At 43.9% G+C, this 23,000-nt stretch carries 18 protein-coding genes and 1 tRNA gene; 11 read left to right on the forward strand and 8 right to left on the reverse strand.

What is annotated here, in order from left to right; translation table 11 throughout:
• Positions 1 to 19 precede the first annotated feature (19 nt).
• The 3 genes from QVL57_RS01735 to QVL57_RS01745 are packed head-to-tail and all read left to right on the forward strand — an operon-like array spanning position 20 to position 3,389.
• Complete coding sequence (locus QVL57_RS01735; protein WP_290076997.1) at positions 20 to 775, forward strand: electron transfer flavoprotein subunit beta/FixA family protein; 756 nt, start codon at positions 20 to 22, stop codon at positions 773 to 775.
• A gap of 17 nt (positions 776 to 792) precedes the next feature.
• Positions 793 to 1,740, forward strand: a complete 948-nt coding sequence (locus tag QVL57_RS01740) for an electron transfer flavoprotein subunit alpha/FixB family protein (RefSeq protein WP_290076998.1) — start codon at positions 793 to 795, stop codon at positions 1,738 to 1,740.
• The gene (locus tag QVL57_RS01745) at positions 1,737 to 3,389 is read left to right on the forward strand and encodes an electron transfer flavoprotein-ubiquinone oxidoreductase (RefSeq protein ID WP_290077000.1); all 1,653 of its coding nucleotides are present in this window, start codon (positions 1,737 to 1,739) and stop codon (positions 3,387 to 3,389) included. Before QVL57_RS01740 ends, QVL57_RS01745 begins: the two co-directional genes overlap by 4 nt.
• A 4-nt stretch (positions 3,390 to 3,393) precedes the next feature.
• Here the strand turns inward: QVL57_RS01745 and QVL57_RS01750 are convergent.
• Both QVL57_RS01750 and QVL57_RS01755 read right to left on the reverse strand, forming a co-directional pair.
• Positions 3,394 to 3,470 (reverse strand) — tRNA-His (locus tag QVL57_RS01750).
• A 57-nt stretch (positions 3,471 to 3,527) separates the two neighbouring features.
• A complete protein-coding gene (locus QVL57_RS01755) occupies positions 3,528 to 4,643 on the reverse strand; it encodes a quinone-dependent dihydroorotate dehydrogenase (RefSeq protein WP_290077002.1) in 1,116 nt (371 codons plus the stop codon).
• Between the two features lie 90 nt (positions 4,644 to 4,733).
• On the opposite strand from QVL57_RS01755, the gene mscL reads away from it, so the two are divergent.
• Both mscL and QVL57_RS01765 read left to right on the forward strand, forming a co-directional pair.
• A complete protein-coding gene (mscL, locus tag QVL57_RS01760; protein WP_290077003.1) occupies positions 4,734 to 5,153 on the forward strand; it encodes a large conductance mechanosensitive channel protein MscL in 420 nt (139 codons plus the stop codon).
• A gap of 77 nt (positions 5,154 to 5,230) precedes the next feature.
• Positions 5,231 to 6,664, forward strand: a complete 1,434-nt coding sequence (locus QVL57_RS01765) for an aldehyde dehydrogenase family protein (protein ID WP_290077005.1) — start codon at positions 5,231 to 5,233, stop codon at positions 6,662 to 6,664.
• 281 nt (positions 6,665 to 6,945) lie between these two features.
• Here QVL57_RS01765 and QVL57_RS01770 read toward each other — a convergent pair whose 3' ends face one another.
• A complete protein-coding gene (locus QVL57_RS01770; RefSeq protein WP_290077007.1) occupies positions 6,946 to 8,694 on the reverse strand; it encodes a VRR-NUC domain-containing protein in 1,749 nt (582 codons plus the stop codon).
• Complete coding sequence (locus QVL57_RS01775) at positions 8,694 to 12,038, reverse strand: TM0106 family RecB-like putative nuclease (RefSeq protein WP_290077009.1); 3,345 nt, start codon at positions 12,036 to 12,038, stop codon at positions 8,694 to 8,696. Before QVL57_RS01775 ends, QVL57_RS01770 begins: the two co-directional genes overlap by 1 nt.
• A gap of 99 nt (positions 12,039 to 12,137) precedes the next feature.
• Between QVL57_RS01775 and QVL57_RS01780 the strand changes: the two genes are divergently transcribed.
• From QVL57_RS01780 to QVL57_RS01805, 6 genes are read left to right on the forward strand one after another with little or no spacing between them, the layout of a single operon-like run.
• Positions 12,138 to 12,329 (forward strand): helix-turn-helix domain-containing protein, encoded by a 192-nt coding sequence (locus QVL57_RS01780; protein WP_290077010.1) that lies wholly within the window; start codon positions 12,138 to 12,140, stop codon positions 12,327 to 12,329.
• 19 nt (positions 12,330 to 12,348) lie between these two features.
• On the forward strand, positions 12,349 to 13,167 hold the full coding sequence (locus tag QVL57_RS01785; protein ID WP_290077012.1) for a hypothetical protein: 819 nt from the start codon (positions 12,349 to 12,351) through the stop codon (positions 13,165 to 13,167).
• 3 nt (positions 13,168 to 13,170) lie between these two features.
• Positions 13,171 to 13,923: a DNA-processing protein DprA gene (locus QVL57_RS01790; protein ID WP_290077014.1), complete on the forward strand. Its 753-nt coding sequence runs from the start codon at positions 13,171 to 13,173 to the stop codon at positions 13,921 to 13,923.
• Positions 13,920 to 16,742, forward strand: coding sequence for an SNF2-related protein (locus QVL57_RS01795; RefSeq protein WP_290077016.1), 2,823 nt, complete (start codon positions 13,920 to 13,922; stop codon positions 16,740 to 16,742). Before QVL57_RS01790 ends, QVL57_RS01795 begins: the two co-directional genes overlap by 4 nt.
• Positions 16,743 to 16,752: 10 nt before the next feature.
• Positions 16,753 to 18,678 carry a site-specific DNA-methyltransferase gene (locus tag QVL57_RS01800; protein ID WP_290077018.1) on the forward strand — a complete coding sequence of 642 codons (1,926 nt, stop codon included), beginning with the start codon at positions 16,753 to 16,755 and terminating at the stop codon, positions 18,676 to 18,678.
• Between the two features lie 2 nt (positions 18,679 to 18,680).
• Positions 18,681 to 21,431 (forward strand): DEAD/DEAH box helicase family protein, encoded by a 2,751-nt coding sequence (locus QVL57_RS01805; RefSeq protein WP_290077020.1) that lies wholly within the window; start codon positions 18,681 to 18,683, stop codon positions 21,429 to 21,431.
• Here QVL57_RS01805 and QVL57_RS01810 read toward each other — a convergent pair.
• The 4 genes from QVL57_RS01810 to QVL57_RS01825 form a co-directional block, all read right to left on the reverse strand.
• On the reverse strand, positions 21,413 to 21,856 hold the full coding sequence (locus QVL57_RS01810; protein WP_290077022.1) for a lysozyme: 444 nt from the start codon (positions 21,854 to 21,856) through the stop codon (positions 21,413 to 21,415). The two genes, QVL57_RS01805 and QVL57_RS01810, sit on opposite strands and share 19 nt — an antisense overlap.
• Complete coding sequence (locus tag QVL57_RS01815; RefSeq protein WP_290077024.1) at positions 21,853 to 22,146, reverse strand: hypothetical protein; 294 nt, start codon at positions 22,144 to 22,146, stop codon at positions 21,853 to 21,855. Before QVL57_RS01815 ends, QVL57_RS01810 begins: the two co-directional genes overlap by 4 nt.
• An 87-nt stretch (positions 22,147 to 22,233) precedes the next feature.
• Positions 22,234 to 22,692, reverse strand: coding sequence for a hypothetical protein (locus tag QVL57_RS01820; RefSeq protein WP_290077025.1), 459 nt, complete (start codon positions 22,690 to 22,692; stop codon positions 22,234 to 22,236).
• 14 nt (positions 22,693 to 22,706) lie between these two features.
• Positions 22,707 to 23,000 (reverse strand): DUF6127 family protein, encoded by a 294-nt coding sequence (locus tag QVL57_RS01825; protein WP_290077027.1) that lies wholly within the window; start codon positions 22,998 to 23,000, stop codon positions 22,707 to 22,709.

Consider the following 23,000-nt stretch of genomic DNA (forward strand, 5'->3'; position numbering starts at 1 on the left):
AGTAATTTCAGGTAAAAATATGAAAATATTAGTCGCCGCAAAACATGTAGTCGACCACAACATCCAAATACGTGTACTAGAAGACGGCAACGGAGTAGACATAGAGCATGTTAAAATGTCTATGAATCCATTTGATGAAGTAGCATTAGAAGCTGCAATAAGCTTAAAAGAACAAAATATAGCAAAAGAAATTATTGTAGTTAGTATTGGACGCAAAGCAGCCGAGCAAACGCTACGCACGGCCTTGGCCATGGGCGCCGATCGAGCTATATTAATACTTAGCGAGCATATAATAGAGCCCATAAACGTCGCCAAAATATTAAGCAAGATAGTAGAAAAAGAAAATATAACATTAGCTCTGCTAGGCAAACAAAGTATTGATGGTGAATCTAATCAAGTAGGCCAAATGCTGAGCTATAAACTAGAGTGGCCATTAGCCAGTTTTGCAAGCGGCTTGAAAATAGAGAAAGATATAGCAATTGTAAAATGTGAAGCAGAAAATGGGTCACAGGAAATACAAATGCCTTTACCCGCAGTTATAACATGCGATTTACATTTAAATGAACCGCGTTTTGTCAGTATGATGGGAATTATGCAGGCTAGAAAAAAACAAATTGAAGAAATGGATATAAATAGTTTTGGCCTAGATTTATCACCGCATTTAGAAATAATAAAATTTGCCCCCCCCCAAGAACATGGGAATAAAGATGGAGCAAAAATCCTATCCACAGTTGCAGAATTAATAACCGAGCTCAAGCAACATTCAATAATTTAAGGCAAAAGGATCAATTTATGTCTATATTATTATATGTAGAATATGATAAGGAAAATCAGGCGCTAACCGAAAGTAGCGAAAAAGCCTTAACCGCCGCACTAAAGCTACAAACCTGTGTCACAAATAGCAGCATAGATTTGGTGCTATGCTCTACCGAGTTACCCCAATTGGGTAAATTGCCTATAGCAAAATTATTTTATGCTCAAAACCCAATTTTTACAGCACAACTGCCCCAAAATATACTACCAATAATTTTACCCTTAGCAAAAAATTACGATTATATATTGGCTCCAGATAGCATTAATGGCAAAGCTATAACGCCTTTTATCGCCATGCATTTTGACTGCGCTCAAATCTCTGATATTATTGAAATAATTGACGGGGCCACATTTAAGCGAGTGATTTATACTGGCAGTGCCGTTGCCACTGTACGCTCCAATGATGCAAAAAAAATTATTACCATTCGCACAACCAGCTTTGCAAAAACAGCTGTCTGCGCCGACTGGCCCGATTATACCGTAGAAAAGCTAAATATAGTAGAGCAGGACAAACCTGTAAAACTGCTAAAACAACAATATAATAACCAAGAAACACAAAGCCTAGAAAAAGCAAAAATCGTCGTTTCCGGTGGCCGAGCTCTAGAATCAAAAGAAAAGTTTGAGCAGCAATTAAAACCCCTAGCGCAAAAGCTCTCCGCGGCTATTGGGGCCAGCAGAGCAGCTGTTGACGCTGGCTTCGCGCCTAATGACTGGCAAGTTGGCCAAACTGGCAAAATTGTTTCGCCGCAGCTTTATATAGCCATAGGAATTTCTGGTGCTCTACAACATCTTGCTGGAATAAAAAATTCACAAATTATAGTAGCTATCAATAAAGACGCTCAAGCTCCTATAATAAAAATAGCAGACTATGCTATAATAGGCGATCTATTTGAAATTGTACCGCAATTAACCAAAGCACTAGAATGACCAGCTCTGCAAAAATAGAAGAATTATTTTACGATGTATTAATTATCGGCGCTGGACCTGCTTCTTTAAGTGCCGCTATAAAGCTTAAACAAGAAAACACGGACATTTCTATTGCTATAGTAGAAAAAAGCAGCGAAATAGGGGGCCATATACTCTCTGGAGCTATATTTGACGCTAACTCATTAACTCAATTACTGCCCCACTGGCGTGAAGATATTCATAATCCGGTAAAATTAAAAGTAAAAACAGATAATAACTACATATTATCAAGAAATTATTGTTTTAAAATACCAAAAAAGCTTATCCCAAAATATTTATGCAATGAGGAATGCTATGTAATCTCTCTTTCAATCCTATGTCGCTATTTAGCAGATCAAGCAGCACAGGCTGGTGTAGATATATACCCATCTTTTCCAGCAAAGCAGCTTTTGTTCAATGAAACCGGAGCGGTGATAGGCGTTAAACTAACTGATTTTGGCTTAGACAAAAATGTACAACCAACGCATAACTTTGTAGCGGGCGCACAGATATATAGCAAATATATACTGATAGGAGAAGGCGTAAAAGGGTCATTAGCAAGAGAGGCGATTGAGTATTTTAAGCTAGACAAAGGCCGCGCTACACCAAAATATGCCTTAGGAATAAAAGAAATATGGCGCATTGCTCCCGAGCATCACTCGGCTGGCACTATAGAACATTTTATAAAACCCCGTTTAAGTAATAATGCTTATGGCGGTGGATTTATCTACCATATGGAAAATAACAAAATCAGTTTAGGGTTAGTTACCCAATTAGATTATAGCAACCCAGCAATTTCACCTTATCAGCTTTTCCAACAATTTAAAGCACATAAAAAAATACGCAATCTTTTGGCTAATGGAAAAAAATTAGCTTACGGAGCCAAAGCCATAAGCTGCGGAGGCTGGTATAGTATACCACAACTATCTTTTAAAGGCGGCGCCCTTATTGGCTGCAGCGCTGGCTTACTAAATGGCGCCAGAATGAAAGGTATCCACAACGCAATTAGCTCTGGTATATACAGTGCAAACTATGTGGCGCAAGCGCTAGCGGCTGGAAGGCAACATGATAGAATAGAAGAGATAGACAACAATTGGCGGCAAAGCGAAATAGCAAAAGATCTTTATCCTGCACGTAACTTCAAATATTTATGGCAAAAATTCAGTATAATCTTGGCCGGGTTAGATATTTGGTGGCTACAAATCTTTAACCAAAATTTATTTAAAAATCTACAAAACCAGATAACAAAAGCCGCAGCAGATTATCAACGCTTAAGGCCCGCCAGAGCAGCGCCGCATGCTACATCTAAAACAGATAGCTCATATAACAATTCTATAGCCGAATCATTGTTCTACGCCAATCTAACGCACAGCGACAATCAGCCCAATCATTTATATATAAAAAATATGGCATTACAATATAGTAGTGAATTAAAAATATTTGGTGGACCTTCTGCGTTATACTGCCCCGCTGGCGTGTATGAATGGCAAGAAAATGAAGGAAAAAACACCTATGTGATAAACTCACAAAACTGCCTACATTGTAAAACCTGCGAAATAAAAGATCCGAATCAAAATATCCAATGGCAATGCCCACAAGGCGGCAGCGGACCAAATTATACCGAGATGTAAATAGTGGTACGGTTGGTAGGAGTTGAACCTACGACCTCTGGTGCCACAAACCAGCGCTCTAACCAACTGAGCTACAACCGCATATACAGGCTTACGGCGCTCATAATAAATAATATAAAAAAAATTACAAGCTTTTTTTTAAAGTTCTAGCGCCGCCCATTTGTCAACATGCAAATCTCTATATTGCGATATATGCTTCAGCCCATCTTGCTCTAACTGTACTAATGCCTGGCTAAGTATATCAAAAGGTAAAGATGGTCCTTTATATACCAGACCAGTATATAATTGCACCAAATCTGCACCAGCTTTTAACTTTTCTATAAAACTAGCGCTGTCATCTACACCGCCAACCCCAATTATAATTTTATCCTTACCCAAATATTGCCGCATTTTAGCTAAGGTTATATTTGCTTTTTCAAATAATGGTTTGCCAGATAGCCCACCCGCTTGGGTAGCAAATTTATGCCTACCTACGCCAGTACGCCCTATAGTCGTGTTGGAAATAATTACTCCATCTAAATCACTCGCGGCAATTGTCTGCGCCATAGTTTCTAACATAGAAGAAGTTAAATCTGGCGCAATTTTTAAAAAAACTGGCACATAACGATTAGTTTTTAACTGTTTCTCTTTACGAGCCACGCTTATAGCGCTGAGCAAATTGGGTAAAATCTCTGCCCCCTGTAGCTCTCGTAGATTTGGCGTATTAGGCGAAGAAATATTTATAGTAAAATAGTCCGCAACCTCATATAATTTAATTAAGCTGGCTACATAAGAAGCTTCTCTGTCAGTACATTCCTTATTCACACCAATATTAACACCTAGAACATTTTTATCGCTTTGTTGTTGATAAGCTTGTAGACGCGGCAAAATTGCATCCAGCCCCTCATTATTAAATCCCATGCGATTTATAATAGCTTCCGATTCAACCAATCTAAATAGCCGAGGCTTTTCATTGCCCAGCTGTGGCAATGGCGTAATCGTACCAACCTCAATAAAAGCAAAGCCTAATTGAGCTATACCACGCAAGGCCAAAGCATTCTTATCAAAACCCGCGGCCAATCCTAAAGGATTAGAAAAGCGTAAATTTGATAAAGTCAATGATAGCTTTTTATTTTTCAGCACATGCTGTGTCGCCGCTTCGCACCGTGCTTTAGTAACAACCATAGAGTGTGAAAGCAACCGAATTGCCATATCATGAGCTTTTTCTGCATCCAAACTAAAAATTAGCGGTCGCATTATAGAAGAAAAAAACATATCAGAGCCCCCCTGCCCACATGTCAAACTTCTAATATTATACTATATAATAAACTAAAACACAATTTTTATGGCTATGGTAAAAAAGTAATGTTAGAAGAATTTAAAAAATTTGCTTTAAAAGGTAACCTAATCGATTTAGCTATAGGTGTAGTAATCGGTGGCGCTTCTACAGGCCTGATAAATGCCCTGGTAAATGATATAATAATGCCTATTATTGGCTGGCTTACTGGGGGTATCGATTTTTCCAATATGTTTCTACAATTGTCGGGGCAAAAAGAGCATACACTAGCAAACGCTCGTATTGTTGGCGCAACAATAGCCTATGGACATTTTATAACTTTAGCTATAAATTTTCTAATAATCGCCTGGATTTTATTTATGACCGCAAAAGCAATTAATATTGCCCGCGGAATAAATACCTCACAAGCACCAAAACCCGAAGCCTTGCCACGCGATGAACAGCTTTTAACAGAAATCAGAGATCTACTACAGCAAAAACTCAAGTAACCTTATAGCCTAAATAATATTTGAAAAATAAGCACAAAGAGTATATCTTTAATAAGAGATATTTATGAGGAGATGATATGCAATTTTTCAAAGAGTTTTACATTAACGGCGAATGGGTTCTGCCTACTACTCCAAAAGATTTGGAAGTGATAAATCCTTCTACTGAAGAGAGCTTTGCAATTATCAGCAATGCAACCACTCCTGATATAAATAAAGCAGTAGAGGCTGCAAAAAATGCATTTACGACCTGGTCTGCCAGCCCAGCTAGTACACGCCTAGACATCGTAAAAAAAATATTAGAACTCTATGAGCAACGCCAAGAATCTCTTGCCGAGGCCTTATCAAAAGAAATGGGTGCCCCAATAGATTTTGCGCTACATGCACAAGTAGCTAGCGGAGCACGCAATATTGAAAATTTTATACATGGCTTTGAAGATTTCAAATTCACACAAGCCTTGGTAAAAGAAAACAGCCAGAGCCCAGCTATTTTAGCTTTTGACCCTATAGGTGTTGTATGTTTAATAACGCCATGGAATTGGCCGCTTAACCAGGTTACAAAAAAAGTTATACCTGCCTTATTAGCGGGCTGCACAATGGTTTTAAAGCCATCTGAAATTTCTCCAATTTCTGCTATGTTGTTTGCTCAGATCTGCCACGACGCTGGCGTTCCTGCAGGCGTATTTAATATGATACATGGCGTAGGCCCCGAAATTGGCTCTACACTCACCAGCCATAAAGATATCGACATGGTAAGCTTTACTGGCTCTACAAGAGCAGGGCGCCAAATTACACAAGCCACGGCAGAGGGTTTGAAGCCCGTAACTTTGGAGCTAGGTGGCAAAGGGGCTAATCTGATTTTTGCAGATAGTGATGAAAATGCAATAGAGCGCGGTATAAAAAGATGCTTTTCCAATAGTGGGCAAAGCTGCAATTCTCCAACTCGTATGTTAATAGATCAATCCATCTATGCACAAGCACTAGAAAAGGCAAAAGCGGTAGCCGAATCTATCAAGCTAGACGTTGCTAACAAACCTGGTGATCATCTTGGCCCTGTCGTTTCTAAATTACAGTTCGAAAGAATACAACAATTAATCCAAGCTGGGATTGATGAAGGGGCAAAGTTATTAATTGGCGGACTAGGAAAACCAAAAGGCTTAGAAAAAGGCTATTTTGTACGACCTACTATTTTTTATGATGTGCATCCTGATATGCGGATTTTTAAAGAAGAAATTTTTGGCCCCGTCTTATGCATCACGCCTTTCTCTTCTGAAACACAAGCCATAAATTTGGCTAATGATACCATCTATGGCCTAACAAACTACATTCAATCTAGCGATGCTGAACGCTGTAGAAGAGTAGCGCTAAAATTGCGCTCTGGTATGGTAGAGATTAACGGCGAATCATTGCCCCCAGAATCTTTCTTTGGCGGAGTTAAGCAGTCTGGACGCGCTCGTGAAGGTGGCAAATGGGGCATAAAAGAATTTTTAGACAGCAAAGCCATCACGAGCTAAGCACAAAATACCTCTAGGTTGTTTGAACCTAGAGGTACAGTCATTGGCAAAACAGCAGTCAATCTAATGGCGGTGTATTGAACCCCTTTGGGTTCGAATCCTCTACACCTACCATTGAGTTGCAACAATAATCGTCCTGAAAGATAACAAAATCAAGGTTTTTGTTGCTACGGTACTGAGGGTTCGCATTTCAAATACTGGGTAGTATTAACCCCATAGTGCCAATTGCTACGGTACCATACCGCAGGTTCGAATCCTGCTTTGCCTTCATTGGAAACAGATTACACTGCTTTTACGCGAACAATCTCAACGGGGATATTTTCGTCAATCATCCATGAAAGCCAATTCAGTTGGGATTCCCTGACTTGCTCCCGAACCTTCTTGACCTCAACCATTCTCAGTTCGTCATCATTCCAGATGATAAAGTCTGATACGCCGGAGCGATTTTCATTCGGGTTTTGGGCTATCCTGTAAACGATTTTGGCGAAGATTTCAGGATCAATTCTTTGGAGAAAATCCTGCACAATTTCAGACTTTGCGTATGCCAACATATCCTGATCGCCGTTATAAATAAGGCGGGTCCATGTTCCTTCAGATCTCTTGATTTTTTGGTTGATGAAGTCAGAAAGATTAATCGACCTAATCTGTTCGTAGCGGCCATCAATAGCTTGCTGCCTGTTAAGGTAAAAGTCCTCTCCCCTGAAAAGATCATGCGGGATATCCTGCCCCTGTGAAGGTTCTCTCATTCCTTCAAACACTTCATCCCAGAATGCTAGGCAGAACATAGCTTGCCAAAAAGACACCTCTGCTCGCATCACATGCCAACCTTGTTGTTCAGCATGATCTTTAAACGCGGACTCGGTTGAGCACGCTTCGCCCTTTGAATCAAGAAATGCCAGTTTACCTTTTTGCCCAGATTTAGAGACTTCAATTTCTCGGGTGATGGCTTTGTGATCGAATGCCACTTTTTCTTCTGACAGCTCTATGGCTACGCCATCAACATATCCGATGTTAACGCCAATATTTTGCAGCCATTGAAGTTTCTCGGTATTTCTATCTGCTTCATATATTGAACTCAAAACATCATATGAGTTTAGCCTTGGTACCATATAATTTTTAAGTTTCTTAACCCGGTCAAAGCTGATAGCCGCAAGTTTCTTCTCTTTCAAGCCGGGGTTGTCATAGAAGTCCATCTGCTGTTCAGTGGTGAATAGATCGTACTCATGAAATGATTTTAAGAAATCTTCATAGAGCTCAATATCTTTAAGACACCAGCCGATGAGTTCATCCTTGTAGGATGGGTTGAATTTATAACGTCGGTCCAAATACTCAATAATGCTAAGAATAACGAAATGCTTATCAGAAGCGGTCTTTGCAGTGTTGTATGCTTTAACTTGAGATTCAAAATTCTCCTGGGCTATATTTTGCGAGTTCCACAATTCAAACATTCGTTCAATGTCAGATGATAATTTCTCAGTATTGGATGAATTCGGAAACGTGCCTTTGAATGCTGTCATGAGAGTCAGTAGACCGTTAAAATATTCCTCAGCCTTCCAGTTAGATTGAAGCTTTTGTAATCCAGCAAAGTTTTTCCACTCATGATCTGGGTTCTGCAGTTGCAATTGTGCATGTTGGTAAGACAACTGTATGGCTACGGCCTTTGATTTCAGGTCATCTCTTTGCTTGTAAAAACGATTGATTTCTTTTCTGAGTGCTGCTTCTAGCTTGGATAAGTCGTTTGGAAGATTGAGGGATTTTACCGAAGCTTCTATCTCGCTTAAGGATTGACCATGATTTTCATGGAATGCGGCTAGGGTCGATAATGTGTCTGCCAGCGCTGTTTCATTGTCTGGCGCAGGCTTGAATGACTTCTTGAGCGTCTTTAATGAACTTGCCTTTTGCTTTTTTGCCTCTTCCCAGCCGCTGTTATCAACATGCATTGAAACTGTTAGCGCAGGTCCTGATTGTTTCTTCTTATTGTAGCGGTAGATTACCCATAGAATAATACCGCCGATGATTACATACCACATCAGCAAACCTCTCTGTTTTTATTCGCATACTCATCCAGCCAGCAGAATGTGTTGACCAGTTTCATCTGCTCCACAGTGCCGCATGGTATTTCCAGTAGTTTGGGATTGGCAACCACCACCGCCAAACATTGTGCGCGTGAAACGGCAACATTCAGACGGTTCTTGCTGTAGAGGAACTCAATATTGCGCGGCAAGTCTTCGGCACTGGATGTCACCATAGAAATCAGCACGATGGGTGCTTCTTGGCCTTGGAACTTGTCAACTGTGCCGACCTTGGCATTGTCTGGCAGGATGGAGCGCAGATAATTCACCTGCACATTATATGGCGTAACCACCAGAATATCGTCTTGGTTGATCAGGCGTGTGGTGCCATCGCGGTCGTTAAATTCTTGGCCGAGCAAGGCATCATATTTTGCTTTGATAATTTCGCCTTCTTCAACGCTTTTTTGTGAGCAACCTTCATGCTCTGCCGGAATCATGACAATCCCTTCATTGGGCAGATCAATGCCTTGCAGGTTCAGGCTACGATCGGCGGTGCTTTCATGGGCTGTCAGGCGGCCATCATAAAAGGCATCAGAGATAAACTGGCAGATGCTCGGGCGCATACGGCGTGTCTGGCCAAGGAAGATACCGCGCTCAGCCGGAATGGTCGAATGATCACCCAGCAAGAATTCCAGCACTGACAAGCCAGCATCGCCCGGATGGGTGCCTTGGATAGGTTGCCCCAGCTGCATCTGATCGCCCACCAGAATAATATTCTTGGTTGCCGTGGCCATCGCCACAACATTGGCCGTGGCAACCTGTCCGGCCTCATCAATGAACAGATAATCCAGTTGACCATCAAAGTGCGGGCTGGCAAAGGTCCATGCGGTACCCGCAAAGAGATCAGCGCCAAGGCTCATATTCTCGGTCTTGGTTTCTGAGCGGATAAACTGCCCATCAAAGATGGTCTCGTCATTCCCGCTACTAGCTTTTTTGATGCCATGGAAATGCACGCCTTTTTCAGTGGCAACGCTCTCCACTTTTTCAAGCAGATTATGAATAGCTTTGTGGGAGTTTGATGTAACGCCGATTTTCTTACCGCGCTTGATCAGGTCAACAATAATATGGCTGCTGGTATAGGTTTTTCCTGCACCCGGCGGTCCTTGGATAAAGAGATAGCTGTTTTCTAGGGCCGCAATGGCCTCCAGCGCATCGCCTTGCAGATCATCAGACGTGATAACCGCTTCGCCCGGTTGCTTGCCCTCAATGCGCGGTACATTTCGCGCCAACAGTTCGGTTGCGGCATGTGTGCCTTCTGGTGCTTCCAGCACATGATCAGCATAACGGTAAATGGCTGATCGGATGATCTTACTGTCAATTGGTCCCGGCGGGCCAATGGACAGGCTTTCCGGTAATGGCTCTTTGTTGGCCCCACGCTTGATTTTGACAATGCAGGCGTCCTCATCGATCTCAACAATCGTGCCTGCATTTTCCATGACAGCGATGTCAACAGCCCGTGCGCCGACCTTCAGCTTGTATTCTTGTGACGGGAAGCGGTAGCTGTAAATCAGGGAGCGCTTCTCAGGCTCTGGGCTGCCAATTTGCTGCAGGCCGCCAAGGCACTCCGTATCGTCAATCAGCTCGTCTTCAAATTTATTCTGACGCTCAAAGCTGCTCCACCATTGCGGTTTTGCTTCACGGTTGTGAAACTCTAGCAGATGCGACAGCCGCTCATTGGTGGGCGGCGGGTTATCCTCAGTCACGCCAAGGCGGGTTTGGTAATCCTCATATTCGATTTCCCAGTCTTTGCGCTGTAGCTCTTCCTCCTCGGCATATTCGGGCAAGCCCTTAAACCAAGGCGCATCTTTTGGCTTAAGCGTCAGCAGCCAATCACGCAGCAAATGGGTAGAAACGCAATCCACCTCGTTATAATCAGAAATCTCCTGCAGCAATTCATCGGCACCTGTTTCGCGCCATTCATTGTAAACGATGATGCTATCGGCAGCGGTCGCCACCGCATTGGCCCGCTTGTCCATATAAAATGCTTCCATATTTTTGATGGAATAGCCGGGCTCAGAAGTACGTATGCTTTCACGCACCACCAGATACAGATCGACGAATTTTTGATTGCGGAGCAGATTATCCAGCTGCTCCTCACACACAGCATAACGGCAGGCCAAGCGTTTCAGGGCTGTGGTTTCATAATGGTTGTAATGATAGATATGGGCGTGTGGATGTTCAGCCAAGTGATCAGCGAGAAACCCCATAAAGCGCTTGAAGGTTTCTTTCTCTTCTTCATGGTCATGCGCCCAGAACGGAAGGAACAGTTCCTTGCCGTCTTTGAAATAATAGACCCCAAACAAATACTCCAAGCCGTTCGGGTAAAGCGGATCGCCTTCCATATCAAAGAACAGGTCGCCATCATCCGGCACAGGCATACGGGTAAAGCCTTTGCCCGGCGGGAATGGAATGATCTCGCATTTATTCTCGCCCGTGGTAGCTTTGTGGTGTTGCAGGACGGCTTGTGAGCGCAGGCGCAAAAACACATCAGGGCTCAAATCAGGGATTTTGGTGTCGGGAGATGTGGCAGCAAGCTCCGCAACGCTGCGGATGCCAGCCTTACGTAACTTATCCATCTGTGAGCGCTGAATGTTAGCCACAAGGCTTAAATGGTCATCTTGCTCCCACTGCGCTTTGCAGCCCTCACGCCATGGGCAGAAATTACAATGACCGCAAGGCTCAGGGTGTGAGTCTGCTGGCAGGTTTTGCAGATAGGTTTCAAAGCGGCCTTTGGCGCGGGTGTAGTAATAGAAAAAGTCAGCCACGCGGAAGCTGTGTTTTTCATGGTCGCCCAGAAACAGATGCATATCAGCCGGGCGCAATCCTTGCAGATCAGTCAGCAACTCAGAATAGACACAAAGCTGCATGATATGTTTGGGCTCGGCTGTTCGTGCCAGTTTGGTATCCAGCACCTCATAGCTGAAATCACCTAAGCTGGATGGCGTATCACACTTGATCAGAAAATCAGCATCACCCCGCCAAGGCGGCGCAAAGAAAACGGCCTGATAAATGACGTCCGCACCAGACTGCATGGCTTCCAGTGTGAGCTGGGCGCGGTCTTGTAAATTGCGGTCTTTGGGGATTTCAACAACAGACTTACCGTCGTCTTTGAGCTGCTGGAGATAGGCTGCTTCGTGCTCCAAACCTTTTTGCTGCAGCAGCTGACCTGTTGTGCTGGCCTCGGCCTTGTCCATATCCTCGCTCAGCGCCTTCACATCAAGAAAGCTCGCATGGTGACACCCTAAAAAGGTGACCAAGTCCGATGGTGAGTAGAGAATCTGATCGTTACCGTATTGCTGCATGACCCTGTCTTATAACTTGATTTCCTCGATAACTTACTTGATTATTCATCCATTTTCCACTATTTTCAATCCATATATCCCGAGAAGGACATTAAAGCTATGCCCAATGATGACATTATGACCGTGAAGGAACTCGCTGATTACCTCAAGATTGCTGAGAAGACGGCCTATAGATTTGCATCTGAGGGCAAGGTTCCGGGCTTCAAAGTGGGAAGTGCGTGGCGGTTTCGTAAAAGCGAGATAGACCGCTGGATCAGTGAACAAGAGCGAAAAGAAGGCAACGATGGTTAACTTGAGGCAGTTTTTTAAGATGAAAGAGATTACAAAAGACACAGTTCTTGCTGCTCACAATCAGAAGCCGCGCAGAAAATGCTTTGCTGATAAGTCCGGACTACAAAAACGAAAGGATCTCCCTACATTTTCGGTTGCGATTGAATCTGCAAAAAAAATCTTTGAGGAGCAGACGGGTCTAGAATTAAAAGAAAGCCAAGAACATAAAAACTTTTGGCGACCTGTAAGCCCAGAAGAAATAGAGCAAATTGAAGAGTGGGAACGTAATCAAGACAGCTTAATCTATTTACGAGACTGCATGTCGCTCTCGGTTGCTATCGACAGTAACTTCACTGATAACACCTCTGGTCAATATACTGAAATTGGTGATCTCGAGCGTAATGGCAAGAACAACAGAGATCAGAATGCTATTAACCAGCTTGCTGACAAAGTATCTCAAGTCATTCAAGATCTGCCTTTTTATAAAGACGCAGATCTAATTTGTTCTGTACCTCCAAGACCAGACAAAGATTTTGACCTGCCCAGCAGCGTGACCAACCTAGTTAGCGGTAAAGTTGGCAAGCAAGATGTTACGGGTGGATTTGTTTTTAATGGCCAGAAATCCTCTGTAAAAGCCGCCGCATTTGATGAGAAGTGGAATGTTTGGGAAGGCGCTCAAGTGTCTTTTCAGAATAGTCCTGCCTTTAATGTGAACGATAAAACAATCATCCTGATTGATGACAAATACCAGTCAGGCATAACAATTCAATATATCGCAATGAAGTTACAACAAGCCGGTGCTCACGAAGTGTACGGGCTTAGTTTTGTAAAAACACTGCGTGATACGGACAATGTATAGAGCATGAGTGATTTGAACTTTGACAATAAAAATATTGATAGGAGGCCGATCAGGGTTGAGCTTGATGATGCGCTATATCCAGAGCGCGTAAAGGTTATTATGGGCAACAAGGCCCCCAAACACCTTGATATGGTAGGTAATACGGACCTATTAAACATGGCTGGTTTAGGCTTTTGTGGTTCACGTAAATCAAGCCCTAAAGGCTTAGAAACAGCACAAGACTGTGCCGATCAAGCAGCGCACAATAACGTTTCTGTGGTCTCCGGTAATGCCGCAGGCGTTGATTTTGAAGCGCATTACAACTGCTTAAAAGCTGGCGGTAAAACAATTTTGGTTCTGCCTGAAGGAATCAATCATTTCAGAATAAAAAAAGCGCTTCAGTCTGTATGGGATTGGGAACGCGTTCTTGTTGTCAGTCAATTTGAGCCGAACGAGCCATGGAAAGCATTCAGGGCCATGACGCGCAATCAACTTATTATTGCTTTAAGTCGCGCCATGATTGTTATTGAAGCCGGAGAAAAAGGCGGGACCCTGAATGCAGGTAAAGAGACATTGAAGTCCGGCCTGCCTTTGTATGTCGCTCAATATCAAGACATGTCTGTTGATGCACGCGGCAATCAAATGCTGCTCGATATGGGCGCATTGAAGCTGGCAAAAAGCAGATCAACTAACAGAGCAAACCTTGTCAAGGTTTTTGAGAGTATGAAAGAGGATAGGCTTATAAAAAGCCTTCCTCAGCAAGGAGATTTGCTATGAGTAAAAAAACGGAAAGTTATACTGAGCATCAGGCGGCCTATCTGGCGCACGCCCTAACCATTGATGGCTCTGCCGAAGACAACCTCTCAAAGTCACTTGCATCCTCGAAGGTGGATATGAATCCACACCAAGTTGAGGCAGCATTATTTGCTTTAAGGTCTCCTCTGTCGCAGGGGGTTCTGTTAGCTGATGAAGTGGGTCTTGGTAAAACAATTGAGGCCAGCCTAATCATTGCTCAGAAATGGGCGGAGCGTCATCGTAAGATCATTCTTATTGTGCCTGCCATGCTTCGAAATCAATGGTCACAAGAGCTTTTAGAAAAGTTCAATATTCCATCTTATATCCTTGAGTCGTCGTCTTATAACTCAGACAAAAAGGCTGGTGCGCTCAATCCTTTCGATTTGAAAGAAGATCGCGTTCTTATTTGCTCGTATGAATTTGCTTCTCGAAAAAATGTTGATTTGAAGAGTGTAAATTGGGACTTGGTTGTTTTTGATGAGGCGCACAAGCTTCGTAACATCTGGAAAAAAGATGGCGCAAAAATAGCTAAACGCCTACAAGAGGCTTTAGAGGGGCGCAAAAAAATCCTGCTTTCTGCAACGCCATTACAAAACTCACTGCTTGAGTTGTATGGTTTGGTTTCGATTATTGACCCTCATTTTTTTGGCAGCGTTGAATCATTCAAAGCCCAATATGTCGGGGCAAAAACGACCGCGAACAATCTCGATATTTTGCGTCACCGTCTTTCAAAAGTTTGCAACAGGACGCTTCGCCGTCAGGTTCAACAAGAAGGCGGCATTAATTTCACACGTCGTCATTCTATGGTTGAGGACTTTCGCCCTTCCGCTGAGGAAATGGAGCTTTACAACCAGATTTCATCATATCTGCAGCGTGACGACATTGCTTCTATTAAACCCGTCGCAAGACACCTCGTTACTCTTGTGATTCGCAAAATCCTTGCCTCGTCATCGTTTGCTGTCAGCGGAACGCTCGACAAGATGATTACGCGCCTTGAGGAAAACGCCGCAGCTGGCCTTGAAAGCCTTGATGACTTCGAAACTGCAGGTGAAGTCGCCGAGGAAATGGATTTTGAGGATGATGAAGCGGCCATTGACCAAGTCAAGCTTCGTGAAGAGATCGAAGAGCTCAAGTCCTACAAAGCAATCGCTCAGAAAATCCAGCAAAACGCCAAGGGTGAAGCGCTTTTAACGGTGCTGGATAAAGCCTTCTCAAAAGTGGAAGAACTTGGCGGCCAACGCAAAGCGGTAATCTTCACAGAATCATGCCGCACGCAGAAATATCTCCAAGAATTGCTTGAAGCCAACGGGTATAAAGGTGAACTGGCACTGCTCAATGGATCAAATAGCGATCCAGATTCCAAGCGGATATATAAAGAATGGCTGGAACGCCATGCTGGCAGCGACAAAATATCCGGCTCAAAATCGGCAGATATGAAGGCTGCGATAGTTGAGGAATTCAAGAATAAAGCCACTATCCTAATTTCGACTGAATCTGGGGCCGAAGGTGTGAACATGCAGTTCTGCTCCCTGTTGATTAACTATGACCTGCCTTGGAACCCTCAGCGCGTTGAGCAGCGTATTGGACGTGTGCATCGTTACGGTCAGAAATGCGATGTGGTGGTCGTGAATTTTGTCAATAAAGGCAACAAGGCCGACCAGCTAGTATTTGAGCTTTTGGCCCGCAAATTCCAGTTATTTGAAGGCGTGTTCGGTGCCAGCGATGAAATCCTTGGGGCGATTGAATCTGAAATTTCTATCGAGAAGCGGATCAACAACATTTTGCAAAAATGCCGCCACGCCGATGAAATTGAGGCTGAATTTAATGCCCTTCAGAATGAACTGGACGAGCTGATTGAGGAAAAAGAACAAAATACTCGGGAAAAACTTCTTGAGCATTTTGATGAAGAAGTTATTTCCCGCCTTAAGTCACGCAAGCAGAAGATACAGGGCGTGCTGGATGAGCATGGCCGTAAGATACGTGCTTTCTGCCGGGGCATGCTGCCACAGGCTGATCACTATGATGATGGTTTTATGCATGAGGGACAACGCTTTTACTGCGACTGGAAGCAAGCTGAGGAACAAAATGGATATTTCCTGAAGGTTGAAAATCCGCTCGTTACGAACCTGATCGATACAGCCAAACAAAAAAACCTTACACCCACGGAAATCACTTATTATTATGACAGCTACGGCATGCATCTGGCTGACCTAAGAAACATGCGCGGCAAGTCTGGCTGGTTAAGGTTATCCAAACTGAAAATAGACTCCATCGATACAGTTGAAAAACTGGTATTTAGTGCGATTGCTGATGACGGGTCAGTTCTTGATCAGCACCAGTGTGAGCGTTTAATGCTTATCCCGGCGACCCAAGGCGGGATTGTAAGCATTGATAGCGCCATCGTCGGTAAAATCCAGCAAGTGGAGCAATCTGCGACTACCCTTCACCTTGAAGAAGCACAGCGCCTGAACGAAGAATATTTCAACGAAGAACAGGAAAAACTGGATCGTTGGGCTGAGGATTCCAAGGAAGCCATTAATCAGGAATTGAAACGCCTTGAAAAAGAAATCAAGGATGCGAAAAAGGCTGCCCGCGCCCTGAAAACGCTGGAAGAAAAAACGACCGCCCAGCGCCAAGTCAAAAAGCTCGAAAAAGAGCATGACAAAAAGATGATGGAGTTTTTTGAAACCCGTAAACAAGTGGATGAAAAATCGGACGAATTGCTTGAAGAGATCGAAGCCAAGCTTAAGCTGTCCCATACAGCCGATGAAATCTTCACCATCCGCTGGAATTTAATTTAAGGACGATCACATGAGCCGTAAAAAACAAAAACTAGAATTAACATGGATCGGGAAAGACAAGCGCCCTCGGCTTGAGCCACGCATCCTGCTGGAAGACCCTGAAAAATCTTATCATGTAAATGAGCGCATCACAGAAAAAGATATCTTTGATAATAAACTAATTTTTGGCGACAACTTACTCGCTCTGAAAGCTCTGGAAGCCGAGTATGCAGGGCAAGTGAAGTGCGTTTATATCGATCCGCCATTCAACACAGGAGCCGCCTTTGACAACTATGAGGATGGATTGGAACATTCAATTTGGCTGGATTTGATGCATCAACGTATTTCGATTTTAAACAATTTGTTGATCGATGATGGGTGCATATTTGTTCATCTTGATGACAATGAAGTGGATTACTTAAAAGTAATTTTAGATGAAGTTTTTGGGCGGGATAATTTCATCAATAGAATAACAGTTGAAGCAAGATCTCCTAGTGCTTTTAGCACTGTTAATCCAGGGGTGTTTAAAGCATCTGAATACATACTATGGTACGCAAAAAAGAAAACATCTTGGGAGTCGCGTTCACTGCGAATCCCAACTGACCGAGATACTGCGTATAGCAAATTCATTCCAAACAAGAATGATGCATACGAAAATTGGAAAATTAAGCCGCTTAAAATATCCTTTTTGGAGGAAATAAATTCTGACCGCTTAAACGATATAAGCAAGTTTATTGAGCAGATTAAAAAGGAGGCAAATGGGCTGTCTGTAAAAGAATTAACTGCATATTTTGAAGAAAATTTCAAATACAGCATAATGCTTAACGTTAAGAATGTTGCAGGCCAATTTAGAACAAAACTTTCAAAATTTGATAATAGTGAATTTGAATTGTGGGCCTATGAATATCTTCTTGAACGAATAAGCGTAAATTATAGTGATCGTGATTTAGATAATTTTGTTTTTGAAAATGCTGATAAAGTTTTTAGACCAACAGAGATCAGCGACAGTGGGGCTGGACAAGAAACAGTGGCTCTAAAAAATAATTCTAAAGAGAATCCCGGTGTAGTATATCGCCAGCAACGAGATGGATATGACGACATCTTTATTTTAAATGGACAACAATTATCTTTTTACGAAAAAAACGTATCTGACGTTGATGGAAAATTATCGGCAACTAAGCTGCTTACAAACGTCTGGTCAGATATTTCATGGGAGGGCATTGCCAAAGAAGGTGGTGTGACTTTCAAAAAAGGTAAAAAACCTGAGAAGCTAATAAAAAGATGTCTGGAACTAACCTCAAACGAAGGCGATTTAGTTTTAGATTCCTTTGGAGGCTCGGGAACCACAGCAGCGGTCGCGCACAAAATGGGGCGCAGATGGATTGCAGTTGAGCTCGGCGAACAGTGCCATACGCATATTATTCCACGCATGAAGCGTATTATAGACGGCAGCGATCAAACAGGCATTTCAAAGGATGTGAAGTGGAAAGGCGGCGGCGGATTCCGCTATTACCGATTGGCACCATCCATGCTGGAAAAGGATAAATGGGGCAACTGGGTTATCAGCAAGGATTACAATGCCGGAATGCTGACCGAAGCCATGTGCAAGCATATGGGCTTCACCTATGCGCCGGATGAAAGCCATTATTGGATGCATGGCCACTCCACGGAGACCGACTTCATCTATGTCACAACCATCTCGCTCACGCATGAGCAGTTGCGGGCGATTAGCGAAGAAGTTGGCCCTAACCGAACGCTTTTGATCTGTTGCAAAGCATTCAACGCTAATGCTGAAGCCTTTGATAATTTAACACTGAAAAAGATACCGCGGGCGGTTCTGACAAAATGTGAATGGGGCAAGGATGATTACAGCCTGAATGTCGCCAAACTGCAGCCAGCAGAAAGTGATGATCAAGCTGAGCCTGACCTGTTCGAAGAAGAAAGTGAGGAGGCATAATTATGAACCGTACTGTAAGAAACATATCTGCTCGTCTCTCGCTGCGCCGCCCGCAGGATGAATCTCTTGATATTCTGGCTCGTGTGCTTGAAAGCATTGAACTGTCAAAAGACCCGGACCTTGAGCGTGATCTTGAAGTCATCAAAAGCATGTATCCATCCGTACAGGATTTTGAACGCGACTTCCCGTCCATCTGTTTTGCACTGGCAACAGGGGTGGGTAAAACTCGCCTGATGGGCGCGTTTATTAGCTACTTGTATTTGACCAGCCGTAGTCGCCATTTCTTTGTATTGACACCCAACCTGACCATCTATGAAAAGCTGAAGGAAGATTTTAGTCCTCAAAGCCCTAAATACGTTTTCCGTGGCATTCAGGAGTTTGTTTCTAACCCGCCAGTCATCATTACTGGTGAGGATTATGATAGCGGTAAAGGTGTGCGCTTTGATATTAATAACTTCCGTGGTCAGGGCCGCTTGTTTGAAGATAGCGACACCCCGTTTATCAATATTTTCAACATCTCAAAGATTAATGCGACCGAGAATAAAAAAGGCGCTGCCAAATCAAGTACGCCACGCATTAAACGCCTGCAAGAGACCATTGGGGAGAGCTATTTTGAGTATCTTTCCAACCTGCCAGACTTGGTCATGCTGATGGATGAAGCTCACCGCTATCGTGCCTCAGCTGGTGCAAGCGCCATTAATGAGTTGAAGCCTGTGCTAGGGATTGAACTGACTGCTACGCCGAAAACCACGGGATCAACGCCCGTTGATTTCAAAAATACGATCTATGCGTATTCATTATCTGAGGCTATGGAAGATGGGTATGTAAAAGACCCTGCAGTGGCTACCCGTAAAGACTTTAAGCCTGAAAACTATACAGCTGAGCAGCTTGAACGCATTAAACTGGAAGACGGTATTCATCACCATGAGCATGTAAAAGTCGAGCTTGATGTTTATGCCCGACAGTATGACAAAAAGATCGTTAAACCGTTTATGCTTGTGGTGGCTCAAGACACCGAGCATGCTCGCCAGTTACGTGAGCTGCTAGAATCCGATGCTTTCTTTGAGGGGCGCTACAAAGGAAAGGTTGCGGAGGTTCACTCCAAGCAATCTGGTGCGGAAGAAGATGAAAACATTCAGCGCCTGATATCCGTTGAGGACCCGAACGAACCCACAGAAATTGTTATCCACGTTAACAAGCTGAAAGAAGGCTGGGATGTAACCAATCTTTACACCATCGTTCCGCTTCGTGCTTCGGCATCTGAGATTTTAACAGAGCAAACTATTGGTCGTGGCTTGCGCTTGCCATATGGCCGTAGAACAGGTGTTGAGGCGGTTGATCGCCTGACCATCATCGCTCATGACAGATTCCAAGATATTGTGGATCGTGCCAATGACCCCAATTCGATCATCAAGAAGAAAATTGAGATTGGTAACGGCGGTGATGTGCCGTTTGAGAAACCGCAAGCCATCGCCGTTCCGTCTATGGCTTCAATGGCTTTGACTGGTTCTTCCGTGTCTGGAAATGATTATCATCACCAACAAAACACTTCAACACACACAATACTCAAAACACCACAGCATCATAGAGTTGCTGAGGTCACCATGGAAGTTGCCAAGCGTTTTGAAAGACTGCAAAGCTCTAGGGAACTATCTTCTCCTGAGATACAAAAACAAATTATCAAAGAAGTCTCAGAAATCATTAGACCAGATCAAGGTTCTCTGGCGTTAGAACCAGATACCGCAAACGCAGTTGTTAAGGAGGTCGTGGAAACTGTTACTAAAAATTTGGCAGAACTAACAATAGATATTCCAAACATTGTTCTGATTCCATCACGCGATGTAACATACGGATTTCATGAGTTTGATCTTGATGGTCTAGAACGATTGAACTTTCAGCCTGTCAGCCAAGAAATTTTAATCCGTCAGTTGCGTACGAGTAAAAGCAGTTTGCTTTCTTGGGATGGTGGCTACGACAAAGAGCAAAGCCTTGAAAACTATGTTATTAGAGGATTAATTGACCACGACCTCGTTGATTATGACGAACATGCTGAATTGCTTTACAAGCTTGCAGGACAGATTGTTGGCCGCTTTAAGTCTTATTTATCTGACGAAAGTGATGTCGAAAATGTTTTGATTCATAATCAAGGAAAAATAACTGACTTCATTGTTGCACAGCTGATGCAGCATTATTGGGAAACACCTACGGACTATCAGGTAAGTGTTAGCAGAGGATTCACAATATTGAAGCCCTTTAACTGCACTATTCAGCAAGGTACAGCGCCTAGAGATTTCAGATCAATTCCAGAAATTAAAAGCGATGTGAAAAAGATCGTTTTCGGTGGCTTTACAAAATGCTGTTATCCGCTACAAAAATTTGACTCGGTAGATGGTGAGCTTAGGTTTGCTCAGATTTTGGAAGATGATAAGAAAGTAATACGCTGGATGAAGCCAGCGCCGGGCGTATTCCAAATTGAATATAAAAATGGCGTTTCTTATGAGCCGGACTTTGTAGTTGAAACGGCGGATGCCAAATATCTGTGTGAACCTAAAATGGCCTCAGAGATGAAGAGTGACACAGTTTTGGCTAAACAGAAGGCCGCTGTTCGTTGGTGTCAATATGCTACGCAACATGCCAAAGAGAATGGTGGAAAGCCATGGCATTATGCTCTCATTCCACACAATGCAATTACTTCAAATAGAAGTTTTGAAGGACTGATGAGTGAATACATGGTTCAGGCTGAGTTGGTTTGATAAAAACCAGCTTCTGCAGCCCGCCGCCGAACAAGCCCTTTGAGCTTACGTCCACCAGCCCAGACCCAGCGCATGAATTGCTCTGGTACTTCGGCGTGTTCCTCGCGGTTGATTTTACGGCGCAGAGTTGAGCGTTGGAGCGCACCACCACCAAGATTATAGGTGAATGACACCAGCGCATCGAACTGACCATCTGTCAGCGGTACGTTAATCAGGCGCAGGACGGCACGCTCTGCGATCTGGGCATCTTGGCGTAAAAGCTCCTCGGCCTGTGCTTCATCAATACCTGCTGCAAAGTCCTCGTCGTCTTTTACAACGTGACCATAGCCGATGGTGGGATAACCAGCCGGACAAAAATAAACGGTCTGAGAGAAGCCCTCGAACCGTTTGATCAGGTCCAGTCCGTTTTGTGTGATGTGTCTCATTTTTCCAGTGTTCCTACAACTTTCAGGTTCTTGCTCCCATATTCAAAAACGCCATGCCATTGCTCTTGCCCAAGGACCTCTTTGCGCTCAATCATCAGCGTAAAGCGGTCAATGCCGTATTGTTTGGCAGTGGCGTAATCTTCCAGTGCGTACCAAGCTTTACGGGCCAGTGTGGTGGCCATTTTCTTGACCATGTATTCAAAGGCATTCAGCAGCGCTTCCAGCTCTGCGTCTGTGCATTTTTCGTTTTGAACATCCTCAATCATTGCCTTGTAAAATAGTTTGCTCATGGTGTTATCTCCTTGTTTTCTATTGCTTTTTACACTTACAGTAACGCTTCATTCCGGGCGCTTATCAAGTGAATAAGATCATGTTTTTCAAGGATTTGAGCGGAACTTGGCCAAGGCACGTTGCCCAAACCAGAAGGACATGACAGCAGCAAACAACGCTTGTGTTTCGCCGTCCCACACGGCAATCAGTCCGTCGGTAATACCGACACCCTGATCCAGCAGCTTGAACAGCGCAGCGGTTTTGACGGTGGCGAACAGAATGAAAAACGCGTAGGTGATGATCGGACGCACCGATGCTCGCAGTGCCTCCACCCATTTTACTCCGCTGGGCTGGCTGGCATGAGCATAGAGCGCCTTGCTTTCTGCCACATCGGCCTGCACCTGTATTTCCTCAAGGCGCTGTGTGTGGCCTTGGCGTTGCGCCTCCATCTGGCGATCCAGAATGGCCAGCTCATGTTTGCGGTCGGCGTGGTCACGCCAAAGTTTCAAAAAATCCGGGAACGCGGATGATAAAAAGCCCAGCAGGCTTCCAAGTAATGTCAGCATAGTTTTTCTCCTGTTTATTTGGGGGTGAAGGGTCCAATTTTTGCAGCCACACCTGCGACCAAGAGCGCCAGAAGACCAATGGTGATCCAGCGCACGATGGTTTGCAGAAAGGTGCGTTGCATGGTTTTGATTGAGCCCGCCAGATCACGTAAATCACGGATGTCGTGAGCGGCTTCTTCATCAGCCAAGCCAACTTCTTTCAGGGCTTTTCTGGCCCCTCGGCAGGCAGCTTGCTCCAGCAGAGACTCAAATTCTGTACGCGGCAGGCACACCATATCGTCCTGCCGCTGATGGTTATCAGCGGTCAT

The sequence above is a fragment of the Bartonella sp. TP genome, assembly GCF_030406085.1.
Classification (GTDB): Bacteria; Pseudomonadota; Alphaproteobacteria; order Rhizobiales; family Rhizobiaceae; genus CALTWN01.